The organism is Sphaerisporangium rubeum, assembly GCF_014207705.1.
In the GTDB taxonomy this organism is placed as follows: Bacteria; Actinomycetota; Actinomycetes; order Streptosporangiales; family Streptosporangiaceae; genus Sphaerisporangium; species Sphaerisporangium rubeum.
This window is the reverse complement of the sequence record NZ_JACHIU010000001.1, coordinates 2,693,721-2,705,861: the sequence shown is the minus strand read 5'-3', so window position 1 is coordinate 2,705,861 and position 12,141 is coordinate 2,693,721. Positions and strand designations below refer to the sequence as shown.

10 protein-coding genes and 1 riboswitch are annotated in these 12,141 nt (G+C 71.7%); of the genes, 5 read left to right on the top strand and 5 right to left on the bottom strand.

Translation table 11 applies throughout. The features are described from left to right. Nucleotides 1-28 precede the first annotated feature (28 nt). Nucleotides 29-1,618, bottom strand: a complete 1,590-nt coding sequence (locus BJ992_RS11555) for an FAD-binding oxidoreductase (RefSeq protein ID WP_184987909.1) — start codon at nucleotides 1,616-1,618, stop codon at nucleotides 29-31. Between the two features lie 133 nt (nucleotides 1,619-1,751). Between BJ992_RS11555 and BJ992_RS11550 the strand changes: the two genes are divergently transcribed. From BJ992_RS11550 to BJ992_RS11540, 3 genes are all read left to right on the top strand, one after another. Beyond that, a complete protein-coding gene (locus BJ992_RS11550) occupies nucleotides 1,752-3,260 on the top strand; it encodes a glycerol-3-phosphate dehydrogenase/oxidase (protein ID WP_343072615.1) in 1,509 nt (502 codons plus the stop codon). 167 nt (nucleotides 3,261-3,427) lie between these two features. Next, nucleotides 3,428-4,348 (top strand): ferredoxin family protein, encoded by a 921-nt coding sequence (locus tag BJ992_RS11545; protein WP_184980284.1) that lies wholly within the window; start codon nucleotides 3,428-3,430, stop codon nucleotides 4,346-4,348. A gap of 115 nt (nucleotides 4,349-4,463) precedes the next feature. Further along, nucleotides 4,464-4,775 carry a WhiB family transcriptional regulator gene (locus BJ992_RS11540; RefSeq protein ID WP_093171423.1) on the top strand — a complete coding sequence of 104 codons (312 nt, stop codon included), beginning with the start codon at nucleotides 4,464-4,466 and terminating at the stop codon, nucleotides 4,773-4,775. Nucleotides 4,776-4,945: 170 nt separating this feature from the next. On the opposite strand, the gene BJ992_RS11535 is transcribed toward BJ992_RS11540, so the two are convergent. The 4 genes from BJ992_RS11535 to BJ992_RS11520 all read right to left on the bottom strand — a co-directional run bounded on the left by BJ992_RS11535 (nucleotide 4,946) and on the right by BJ992_RS11520 (nucleotide 9,535). After that, on the bottom strand, nucleotides 4,946-5,620 hold the full coding sequence (locus tag BJ992_RS11535; protein ID WP_184980282.1) for a phosphoribosyltransferase: 675 nt from the start codon (nucleotides 5,618-5,620) through the stop codon (nucleotides 4,946-4,948). A 154-nt stretch (nucleotides 5,621-5,774) separates the two neighbouring features. Further along, on the bottom strand, nucleotides 5,775-6,875 hold the full coding sequence (gene rsgA, locus BJ992_RS11530; protein WP_343072614.1) for a ribosome small subunit-dependent GTPase A: 1,101 nt from the start codon (nucleotides 6,873-6,875) through the stop codon (nucleotides 5,775-5,777). Nucleotides 6,876-7,175: 300 nt separating this feature from the next. Further along, nucleotides 7,176-8,438, bottom strand: a complete 1,263-nt coding sequence (glyA, locus tag BJ992_RS11525; protein ID WP_184980279.1) for a serine hydroxymethyltransferase — start codon at nucleotides 8,436-8,438, stop codon at nucleotides 7,176-7,178. 43 nt (nucleotides 8,439-8,481) lie between these two features. Then, nucleotides 8,482-8,561: riboswitch (ZMP/ZTP riboswitch) on the bottom strand. Further along, entirely contained in the window at nucleotides 8,558-9,535 is a 978-nt protein-coding gene (locus tag BJ992_RS11520) for a YihY/virulence factor BrkB family protein (RefSeq protein ID WP_246496606.1), read from the bottom strand. It overlaps the preceding riboswitch by 4 nt. 673 nt (nucleotides 9,536-10,208) lie before the next feature. On the opposite strand from BJ992_RS11520, the gene BJ992_RS11515 reads away from it, so the two are divergent. Next, nucleotides 10,209-11,891, top strand: coding sequence for a nitrite/sulfite reductase (locus BJ992_RS11515; protein WP_184980277.1), 1,683 nt, complete (start codon nucleotides 10,209-10,211; stop codon nucleotides 11,889-11,891). A 28-nt stretch (nucleotides 11,892-11,919) separates the two neighbouring features. Next, a complete protein-coding gene (locus BJ992_RS11510) occupies nucleotides 11,920-12,063 on the top strand; it encodes an Insertion element protein (protein WP_184980275.1) in 144 nt (47 codons plus the stop codon). Nucleotides 12,064-12,141: the final 78 nt, after the last annotated feature.

The window sequence follows — 12,141 nt, the reverse complement described above, 5'->3', positions numbered from 1 at the left end:
GGGGTGGCCGAACACGGAAACCGGTCGATCACGGAATGAGCACGCCGGGGTTGAGTATCCCCGCCGGGTCCAGCCGGTCCTTGACAGTGCGCAGGATCTCCACACCGAGTTCGCCGATCTCCAGCGCGTAGGCGTCCCTGTGGTCCCTGCCGACCCCGTGGTGGTGCGAGATGGTGCCGCCGGCGATGCCGATGGCCTCGTTCACGGCCCGCTTGGCGGTGTCCCACTGGCCGAGCGGGTCGCCGGTCTGCGCGGTCACCACGGTGAAGTACAGCGACGCGCCGGACGGGTACACGTGCGAGATGTGGCACATCACCAGCGGCGTCGTGGCCTGCGGCCCCGTCTGGCCGAGCGCCACACTCAGCACCAGCCGCACCGCGTCGTACAGGCGGGACAGGTCCGACCAGAAGGCCGCGGTCTCCAGCGTCTCGACGGTGGCCCCGGCGGCGAGCAGCCCGTCGCGCAGGTACGGCGCGCCGTACCGTCCATGGGCCCACGCCTCCCCCGGCTCGGGCCCGAGGTAGACCCCGCCGAGCCCCGACAGCGTCTCGGCGGTCTTCTCCCGCCGGTACGCGACGTCGGCCGCGTCGCCTTCGTACCCGACGACGGCCAGGCACCCCGCGTCGGTCTGGAACCCGCCGATCTGATCGGGCTTGGCCAGGCCCACCATGGTCTCGGCCTCGTCCGACAGCCGCAGCACGGTCGGCATCGGCCCGTTCTGCGCGACGCGGCGCAGCGCTCCGGTGCCGGCGGCGAAGGACTCGAACCGCCAGCCCTCGTACACCCGCTCGGCCGGCGCGCGGCGCACACGCAGCCGCATCGAGGTGATCACCCCGAAGGCCCCTTCCGAGCCGAGGACGAGCTGGCGCAGGTCGGGCCCGGCGGCGGACCTCGGAGCCCGGCCGAACTCCATGGTGCCGCGCGGCGTCGCGACGGTGATCGCCATGACCATGTCGTCGAACCGGCCGTACCCGGCGGACGCCTGGCCGCTGGACCGCGCGGCGGCGAACCCGCCGAGGGTCGCGTACTCGTAGGACTGGGGGAAGTGACCGAGGGTCAGGCCGTGGCCGGCCAGCAGGTTCTCGGCCTGCGGCGCGCGCAGCCCCGGCTCGAAGTCGGCGAGCAGCGACTCGGCGTCCACCGACAGCAGCCGGTTGAGCCTGCCGACGTCCAGCGCGATCACACCGGCGAAGCCGCGCCGGTCGGCGACCAGCCCGCCGACCACGGAGGTGCCGCCGCCGAACGGCACGACCGCCACCCGGTGCCTGGAGCACACCCGCAGCACCTCCACGACCTCCTCGTGCGAGCCGGGCCGCACCACCGCGTCGGGTGCGTCGCAGGCGTCGCCGGCGCGGATGCGCAGCAGGTCGGGGGTGGACTTGCCGCGGGTGTGGCGGATGCGCGCGTCGTCGTCGATGCGCACCTCGGTACGTCCCACGACGGCGCTCAGATCGGCGAACACCGCGGCCGACAGGGTCACCGGCGCGAGGCGCACCTCGCCGAAGGTCACGGGCCGCCGCGTGGGCTCGCGGACGCCGAGCAGCTCGCGCAGCATTTTGAGCACCGGCGCGGGCAGGCCGGCCGCCTTGGCGGGGTCGCCCCAGCCGGACCAGAGCATCGGCTCGGCAGGGATGTCGGGAGTTTCCACGCCCTACACTGTGACACGCGCTCCCGGCCTCCGCGCGCGACCCACCTCACGACGGCCACGCGGCGGCCCCCGCCGGTCCCGTCACGCGAAAGGGGCACTCGGCGTGAACTCCTCCTTGAACGCCGCGCGGCGGGCCCGTGATCTCGGCGAGGCCCGTGAGTCGGTGGCCGACCTGCTCGTCGTGGGGCTCGGCGCCACCGGGGCCGGGGTGGCGCTCGACGCGGCGTCCCGCGGGCTGTCGGTGGTGGCGATCGACGCGCACGACCTGGCGTTCGGCACGTCGCGCTGGAGTTCCAAGCTGATCCACGGCGGCCTGCGTTACCTCGCCAAAGGCCAGGTCGGGGTGGCGTGGGAGAGCGCGGTGGAGCGGGACGCGCTGATGTGCCGCACCGCGCCTCATCTGGTGCGCGCGCAGCCCTACCTGATGCCGCTCACGCCGGAGGTCTCGGCGGCGCAGGCGACGGTGACGATGACCGGCTACCGGCTCGGCGACGTGCTGCGCGCCGCGGCCGGCACCCCCCGGCGCACGCTGCCGGGTCCTTCGCGGGTGGACGCGTCCCGTGCCGTGGAGCTGGTGCCGGCGTTGCGCGAGGCGGGCCTGCGCGGCGGGCTGGTGTCGTTCGACGGCCGGGTGGTGGACGACGCGCGGCTGGTGGTGGCCATCGCGCGCACTGCGGCGGCGCACGGAGCGCGGATCGTGACACGGTGCCGCGCGCTGGAGCTGTCGGGGAGCGGCGTGCAGGCGCGTGACGAGCTGACCGGCGAGACGTTCACGCTGCGGGCCCGCAAGGTCGTCAACGCCGCCGGGGTGTGGGCCGGCGGCCTGTCCCCCGCCGTGCGGGTGCGGCCGTCGCGGGGCACCCACCTGGTGTTGCGCGAGGGTGCGCTCGGGCCGCTGCGCGCCGGCATGCACGTGCCGATCCCCGGGGAGACCGCGCGTTTCGTGCTGGTGCTGCCGCAGGCGGACGGCCGGGTGCTGGTGGGGCTGACCGACGAGCCGCTGGACGGCCCGGTGCCGGACGTCCCCGAGGCGCCTGAGGCCGATGTGGTGTTCCTGCTCGACGTGCTCGGGTCGGTCCTGCGTACGCCGCTCGTCCCCGCCGACGTGGCCGGCGCCTACGCGGGCCTGCGGCCCCTGCTGGACGGCGGGGGCCGCACGGCCGATCTTTCGCGGCGCCACGCGGTCCTGACGGGCCCCGACGGCGTCGTGACGATCGTCGGGGGCAAGCTGACCACGTACCGCCGCATGGCGCGCGACGCGGTGGACGCGGCGTTCCCCGAGGCGCCGCCGAGCCGCACGGAGCGGCTGCTCCTTGTGGGAGGCCCGGTCGGAGGCGCCGTCGGAGGCGCCGCGGCCGGGGTGCCGCGCCGCCTGAGCGAGCGGTACGGCTCGGAGGCCGCGGCCGTGCACCGGCTCGGGGAAGGCCGGCCGGACGAGGGGCTGCCGCTCGGGGTGACGGTGGCGGAGCTGGAGTGGGGGGTGCGCCACGAGGGTGCGCTGGACACGGCGGACCTTCTCGACCGGCGTACGCGCATCGGGCTGGTGCCGGAGGACCGGGCCACGGCTCTCCCGATCGCCGAGCGCGTCATTCGCGACGTTTGTGGGGGATAATTCCCTTCATCGGGACTCTCCACAGGAGCCATCGCGGGTGTGATTTTCGTCACACCGATCTGCCGCAAACCGGCCCTGTTCAGTACCTGCCGGAAATCGGGAATCCGGCCCCCCGCCCCACTCGCAACCATTAGGTTAGTCTTACCTAAGTGGGGGAGGGAGGGGTCATGTTCGGAGAGCGTGCGAGAGGGTGTGAGCACCCCACCGGAGCGCACACGGGTGGCATCCCGGTGAGCGCGAGCGCCACGGTCGGCGCGCGCTTCTGGCTGCTCATCGAGCACAACGGCCCCTGGGCCTCCCACCTGCCTGAGTGCGACCTCCCCTCCGAGGTGCACGAACTGCTGCGCCAGGCCGCTGACCTCGGGGTCCGTGCGCAGCTCATCCGGCGGCCCGGCCGCCGCGAGCCCGTCTCGGGGCCGCGCAGGATCCTCGTGGCGGACACCACCGCCGAGGTCCCCTGGGCCGCCGAGGGCTTCTTCGAGGACCCAAGGGATCTTGACCTGCGATCTCTTGTGCGCGGAGTGGTTCCGGGGTCCTGCATACTGGTGAAGGAACCGGTGTTCCTGGTCTGCACCCACGCCAGACGCAACGCGTGCTGTGCTCGCCAAGGTCTCCCCATCGCGCGGGTTTTGGCGCAAGCGGGGCCGGGAAAGGTGTGGGAAACCACCCATGTCGGCGGCGATCGCTACGCCGCCAACCTTGTGTGCTTGCCACACGGGCTTTACTACGGCAGCATGTCTCAGGCTGCCGCCGTCGCGGCGGCAAACGCGTACCGGCACGGCGAGATCGTTCTCGACCGTTACCGGGGACGCGCGGGCATCCCTGAGCCATCGCAGGCCGCCGAGCATTTCGTCCGGGTTCACACGGGCGAGGTGTCGGTAGGCGGAGTGGCCGTGGAATCCATCAGGTCGGACGGCGACGTCACCGAGGCGTTTGTTATTGTACGCCGCGGGAAGTTGCGGTTCCGGGTCGTGGTCGAGCGGACGGAGTTCACCGCCCCGTGCGGCACCTCGTGCGCCGACACGGTCACGACCTACCGGCTTGCCTCGCTGGAGTCTCTCCGGTGCGGCTCGCCTGTGCTGACCTGAGGCTCCGAAGCGAGCCGGGAACACCACGACCCGTCACAGCGTTGGCAAATTAGGGACGTCAAAAGCGTCCAATGTGGCTTACACACGAAATACATCTCACCTAAGGTGGTTTCTCATGTCTCAGGTACGTCGGCAGATCGCCCGCCCCCGCCCCAGCTGGGGTTGGCAGGATGATGCCGCGTGCCGTGGAGAGGACCTTGTGCTGTTCTTCGGCCCCGACGGCGAGCGCCAGCCGGAGCGCGACATCCGCGAGCGCAAGGCCAAGGCCATCTGCGCGCAGTGCCCGGTCCGCGCCGAGTGCCTCGACTACGCCCTGTCCCGTCCGGAGAAGTACGGCACGTGGGGCGGGCTCAACGAGGACGAGCGCGCGTCCGAGCGTCGTCGCCGCATGCGGCGTGCCGCCAGCGCCGGGATCAGCGCCGCCTGACCAACCTCCACCGGCATGCGTTTGCCAGCATGATCATGCGGCTTCTCCGCTCCTGTACGCCTCCAGGGTCGAAATTGCCGCATGATCGTGCGGGTGCCTCCCCGCAGGCACCCGTCAAGAACCCCTGACCTCGCGCGGCACGAACCCCTCCACGCGAGCGAACCAGTCCCTCACACGGCCGAACCGCCGTCCGTCCTCCGCCGCAGAAGGCGGAGGACGTCTTCGTCGGTGAGCTGCTCGAAGTCTCTGTACCACTGGCCGACCGCGTGGAAACCAGGCGGCGCGGCCAGGATGACCACCTCGTCGGCCTCGTCGCGCAGCGCCGTGACCGTCTGGGGCGACCCGACCGGCACCGCCAGCACGAGCCGGCGCGGCCGCACCTTCCGCACCGCGCGCAGCGCCGCGCGCGCCGTACCGCCGGTGGCCAGGCCGTCGTCCACGATCACCACATCGCGGCCGGTCAGCACCGGCGGCGTCCGGTCACCGCGGTAGGCCGTGACCCGCCGCGCGAGCTCTCGCCGTTCGCGCTCGACGACCGGCGTCAGATCCTCCGGCCTCATCCGCAGCCGTGCCAGCAGCGCCGCGTCGAACACCGGCTCCCCGCCTTCGGCGACCGCGCCGAGCCCGAGTTCCGGCTGCAAGGGGTGGCCGATCTTGCGGGTCACCAGGACCTCCAGTGGCGCGCACAGCCGCGCCGCCACCGGCGCGGCCACCGCCACCCCGCCTCTCGGCAGTGCCAGCACCACCGGGTCGGCGAGGCCGGCGTCGACGAGCATCTCGGCCAGCATCTCCCCCGCCTCCGCGCGTCCCGCGAACGGCAGCGAAACCCTGCGGCCGATGCCCATACCGTTCCCGTACCCGTCCCCACATCGCTCACCCCATGGCGGCTCATGGCGGCCCATGGCGACGGGGCCGTACCCCGCCGCCATGAGGCCGCCGTAAGACCGAGCGCCGGGCCGCGTCGCGGGACAACCGGCGTGGTCCGCCATGAGGCCGCCGTCAGGGCCGGGACCTGCCGCGGACCGACTTGTGGATGATCTTCCACTTGCGGGTCTCCTCGGCGCGCAGGCGCGCGTCGCCGCGGCGGGCCATCCAGGCGGCCTCCCGCTGGAGCTTGCGCCAGCTCGCCAGGCGGCGCTCGGGGAGCTCGCCTTCCTCCACGGCGGCGAGGACGGCGCAACCGGGCTCGGTCTCGTGCGCGCAGTCGGCGAACCGGCAGTGCTCCGACAGCTCCTCGATGTCGCTGAAGACCATGTCGACGCCTTGGCTCATCTCGTACATGCCGACGCGGCGGATGCCGGGGGTGTCGATGACGAGACCGCCGCCGGACAGCGGGACCAGCTCGCGGTGCACGGTGGTGTGCCGGCCGCGGCCGTCCACGGCGCGCACCTGCTGGGTCTCCATGACCTCCGCGCCGGCGAGCGCGTTGACCAGGGTGGACTTGCCGGCGCCGGACGGCCCGAGGATCACCGCCGTGGCGTCGCCGGACAGGTGCGCGCGCACCTCCTCCACCCCCTCGCCGTCGAGAGCGGACACCGCGTGCAGGTCCACCCCCGGCGCCGCGGCGGCGACGTCGTCCAGCAGACCCGGCAGGTGCTCACCGAGCAGGTCGGCCTTGGTGATCACCACGACGGGCCGCGCGCCGCTCTCCCAGGCGAGGGCGAGCAGCCGCTCGATGCGGCCGAGGTCGGCGAAGTCGTCGCCGTGCATGGCGGGCTCGGCGACGAACACGATGTCGACGTTGGCCGCGAGCACCTGCCCCTGGGAGTCCCCGGACAGGCCGCCACGCGAGTCCCTGCTGACGCCGCCGCGCACCAGCGCGGTACGGCGCGGCAGGATCTGGCGCAGCTCGTAGCGGCCCTCCGGCAGCCACGAGATCGCGGCCCAGTCGCCGACGCACGGCAGGGCCACGGGGTCCTCGGCCGCGGCGCGGCGCAGCCTCGCCGAGTACGGCGCGTGGTGGTCGCCGTCCGCGGCGATGACCTCGGCGGCGCCGCGGTCGACGCGGGCCACCCGGGCGGGGACGGTACCACCCGGAAGATCGGCGGCGAGAGAGTCACGCCAGCCGAGAAGAGAAAGCTCATGACCGGTTGTGGTCACTACAGGCACCCTTTCGGGAACGGGTGCCCGCGGCGGTCAGCGCTTCGAGGGCACCCAGGAGGAACAGGACTTGGGCATGGTCAGCAGAAAGACCCGCATGGCGTCCTCACCTCCTGTCTTCCCGTGGCCGCCTGTGTGCGGCGCGAGCGCGCTCACCATACCGCGCGCTCGCGCACCCCGCGCAAGCGAATTTCTTCCAGGCGTGTCGCCGTCGCGCCGCACCCCTCCATGCGGACGCGGCCCTGCTCCGTACATGACGAACGCGGGACCGTGCGGCCCCGCGTTCGTGACGTGCGCCGGTCAGTCGAGGCCCGGGGCCGGGAACTTGGCGGTCAGCGCGCTGACCTCGGCGTGGACGCGCGTGATGACCGACTCGGTGGCGTCGGCGTCACCCTTGGCGAGGCTGGTGACGACCTCGTCCATCCAGGAGCCGATCTGCCGCATCTCGGACTCCCCCATGCCGCGGCTGGTGACCGACGGGGTGCCGATGCGGATGCCGGACGGGTCGAACGGCTTGCGGGGGTCGAACGGCACGGTGTTGTAGTTGGTCTCCAGGCCGGCCCGGTCGAGCGCCTGCGCGGCGGGCTTGCCCGCGACACCCTTGGACGTCAGGTCGATCAGGATCAGGTGGTTGTCGGTGCCGCCGGAGATCAGCGTGAAGCCGCGGCTCGCGAGCTCCTCGGCCAGCGCCTTGGCGTTGGTCACGACCTGGTGCGCGTAGGTCTTGAAGTCGTCGGTGGACGCCTCACGCAGCGCGACCGCGATGGCGGCCGTGGTGTGGTTGTGCGGGCCGCCCTGCAGGCCGGGGAAGACCGCCTTGTTGAGCGCCTTGGCGTGCTCGTCGTCGGACGTCATGAGCATGGCGCCGCGCGGGCCGCGCAGCGTCTTGTGCGTGGTCGTGGAGATCACGTCGGCGTGGCCCACCGGCGAGGGGTGCGCGCCGCCGGCGACCAGGCCCGCGATGTGCGCGATGTCGGCGGCCAGCACCGCGCCGGTCTCCCGCGCGATCTCGGCGAACGCCGGGAAGTCGATGGTGCGCGGGATGGCCGTGCCGCCGCAGAAGATGACCTTGGGACGGTGCTCCAGCGCCAGGGAGCGCACCTCGTCCATGTCGATGCGGCCGGTGTCGCGGCGCACGCCGTACCGCACGGAGCTGAACCACTTGCCGGTGGCCGACACCGACCAGCCGTGGGTGAGGTGGCCGCCGAACGGCAGGCCCATGCCCATGACGGTGTCGCCGGGGTTCAGGAACGCCAGGTAGATCGCGAGGTTGGCCGGGGAGCCCGAGTACGGCTGGACGTTGGCGTGGGTGACGCCGAACAGGGACTTGGCGCGCTCGATCGCCAGGGTCTCGATCTGGTCGATGACCTGCTGGCCCTCGTAGTAGCGCTTGCCGGCGTAGCCCTCGGAGTACTTGTTGGTGAGAACGGTGCCGGTGGCTTCGAGCACGGCCCTGGAGACGTAGTTCTCCGAGGGGATGAGCTTGACGGTGTCGGCCTGGCGCCGCTCCTCCGCCGTGATCAGCTCGGCGATCTCCGGGTCGACGTGGGAAAGAGAACTCATGGCCCAGCTCCTTCGATGGCTCGCGAAGACTTGCGTCGGCTCTCGCGAAGACCCAGGCGCCCGGCCTCCGCTGTTCGCTCCCCGGTGGTGACCCACCCGCACGCGCCAGTCACGTATCCCTAAACGATAGCCGAGCCCTCGTTCCCTCCGGTCCGCCCCGCGGGCCAGAGGCGGTCGACCTCGGCGTTGAGCGTGGCGCCGATGAGCACCGCGAGCGCCGTGATGTACAGCCACAGCAGCACCGCGATCGGCGCGGCGAGCGAGCCGTAGATGGACAGCGGCGTGAACCACGCGGCGAGCACGGCCCGCAGCACGGCGGCGCACGGGATCCAGATGACCAGCGCCAGCAGCGCGCCGGGCAGCTCGCGCCACCAGCGGGTGCGCACCGGCACGCTCACGTGGTACAGCAGGGTCAGCACCAGGATCGAGCCTAGGACGACCACCGGCCAGTAGAGCACCCCTACCAGGCCCCCGTAGCGGGGGAAGGTCTCGGCGAGCAGCGTCGGCCCGATCACCAGCACCGGGATGACGACGAGCGCGATGAGCAGCGCCGCGATGTACAGGCCGAACGACAGGATGCGGGTGCGGATGATCCCCCTGGCCTCGCCGAGGCCGTACGCGACGGAGATGACGTCCACGTAGACGAACAGGGCACGTGAGCCCGACCACAGAGCGAGCAGGAAGCCGACCGAGATCAGCGAGACCTGGCCGCCTTTGAGTATGTCGTCCACCAGGGGCCGCACCACGCGGTCGACGGCGTTGTCGGTGAACAGCAGCCGCGACTGGCTGAGCAGCCAGGCCCTGCTCTCGGCGACGGTCGCCTCGCCGATCACGGAGGTGAGGTTGCCGAGCAGGCCGATGATGCCGAGCACGAACGGCGGGAGCGACAGCAGCGCGAAGAACGCCGCCTCGCCGGCGAGGCCGGTGACGCGGAAGTTGAACCCGGCGATCGAGGTGGCCTTCACCAGGGCCCACAGCCGGGAGTCGCCGGCCGCGCGCACCGGACGTGAATCGCGGACCGCGGCTGCGCGGGACCTGACCATGGACCTCCACCGAAGGGCCCGCCTGGTCCTGGCCGACGCGTCGGTGGACGTCATGGCATCCAAAGGTATTCGCAACATGGCCTCACCACGAGCCCGCCGTGTAACGATCGCGTTCGCGCCGACTACCGCCGACTACCCGAAGGACGGCCTCGCTATCCGGCGAGGCGGCCACAGCCCCCCATAGTAGCCGTCCCTGGCACCGCGCCGACGCGGCCAGCCGACGAATCACCGCAGGTAGGACGGTATGCGGGCACAATGGAAGGGTGATCTGTGAGAAATGCAGGGAACGTCGGCACACCGAGTGCCGCGGCGGTTCGTGGTGCTGCTGCCAGCACCGGCCGCCGAGCGAGCCCGCCGAGCCGCCGGTGGTCTGGCCCCGCCAGGGCTGAACGGCGGCTGAACCGGGTCCGCGTGGGACCGGCGTCCCAAACTGTGGACCGGATATTGGACATCCAGCACGGGGAGGGTATCGTTTAGGACATGCCAGCGGACCCGCTTCTCGTCGTGCGACGCCACGTCGACTTCCTGCGTGTCCGCAGTGCCATCTGTTGTGACGCCCGTTGATTTGATCGTCGCCCCCTGACCCCGGCCAGGTTCCACTCCTGGCGGCAAGGGCGCGCCACGGGCGTTTTTTCATGCCACCGCACTCATCGGCGAGTCGGGACGGCTTCTGCCCGCGCGTCCATGCCACCTGACCACCCCCGGCCAACCCGGCAAAGGACGCCTCATGACCAGCCCGCCCCGGCCCGCCAACCGTCACCACAAGCGCCCGCGCGGTGAGGGTCAGTGGGCTCTCGGGTACCGCGAGCCGCTGAACAAGAACGAGGAGAACAAGAAGAACGATGACGGGCTCAACGTCCGTCAGCGGATCATCGACGTCTACTCGAAGGCGGGGTTCGACTCCATCGACCCGGCCGACCTGCGCGGCCGTTTCCGCTGGTTCGGGCTGTACACGCAGCGCCGGCCCGGCATCGACGGCGGCAAGACGGCCATCCTGGAGCCCGAGGAGCTCGACGACCGCTACTTCATGCTGCGGGTCCGCATCGACGGCGGACAGCTGAGCCTGGAGCAGCTTCGCACCATCGCCGACATCGCCAACCGCTACGCACGCGGCACGGCCGACGTCACCGACCGGCAGAACATCCAGCTCCACTGGGTGGAGATCGAGTCGGTTCCCGCGATCTGGGAGGCGCTGGAGGCGGTCGGGCTGTCCACCACCGAGGCGTGCGGCGACACCCCGCGCGTCATGCTGGGGTGCCCCCTGGCCGGCATCGACGCCGGTGAGGTCATCGACGCGACCCCGCAGATCGAGGAGACCGTCGCCAAGTACATCGGCGACAAGGCGTTCTCCAACCTGCCGCGCAAGTTCAAGTCGGCGATGAGCGGCTGCCCGGCGCACTGCACCGTGCACGAGATCAACGACGTCGCGTTCGTCGGCGTCGTCGACGACCAGGGTGAGGCGGGCTACGACCTGTGGGTCGGCGGCGGCCTGTCCACCAACCCGATGATCGGCAAGCGGCTCGGCACGTTCGTCCGTCCCGACCAGGTGCACGAGGTCTGGGCCGGGGTGGCCGGCGTCTTCCGCGACTACGGCTACCGGCGGCTGCGGCACCGGGCCCGCATCAAGTTCCTGGTCAACGACTGGGGACCCGAGCGGTTCCGCGAGATCCTGGAGAAGGAGTACCTCGGGTACACCCTGCAGGACGGTCCCGCGCCTGAGGCGCCGCGCGGCGGACGGCGCGACCACGTCGGCGTCCACCCGCAGAAGGACGGCAACTTCTACGTCGGCTTCGCCCCCACGGTGGGCCGCGTGGACGGCGACACGCTCCACCGCATCGCCGACATCGCCGAGCGGCACGGCTCCGGCCGGGTGCGCACCACCGTCGAGCAGAAGATGGTCATCCTGGACATCGCCCCCGGCGAGGTCGAGGGCACCGTCGCCGACCTGGAGGCCGCCGGGCTGCGGGTCACGCCGAGCACGTTCCGGCGCCAGACCATGGCCTGCACCGGCATCGAGTACTGCAAGCTGGCGATCGTCGAGACCAAGGGCCTCGCCGCGGGCCTCGTCGACGAGCTGGAGCGCCGGCTGCCTGACTTCACCGAGCCGCTGACCATCAACGTCAACGGCTGCCCCAACTCCTGCGCGCGCATCCAGGTGGCGGACATCGGCCTCAAGGGCCAGCTCGTCACCGACGACGGCGGCACGCAGGTCGAGGGCTTCCAGATCCATCTCGGTGGTTCGCTCGGCGCGACCCCCGGCTTCGGACGCAAGGTCCGCGGCCTGAAGGCCACCGCCGACGAGCTGCCCGACTACATCGAGCGCGTGCTGAAGAACTTCCAGGGCCAAAAGCTCGACGGCGAGACCTTCGCCGCCTGGGTGCAGCGCGCCGAGGAGGCTGACCTGCGATGAGGCAGGCCACCGGGGCCGAGGTGACCACGTGAGCGAGCGCGCGGTCCCGTTCCACTGCCCGTACTGCGGCGAAGAGGACCTTGAGCCCTACGCCGCGGACGGCGGCTGGTACTGCCGTTCCTGCGCTCGTGCTTTCACCGTGAAGCTGCTGGGCATCGGAGCGCGCTCATGAGCGCCACGACACCCCGGCCCCGAGGACCTGTACTCATCGCGGCATCGCCTGACGTACGAGGAGAGAAGTGAGCCTGTC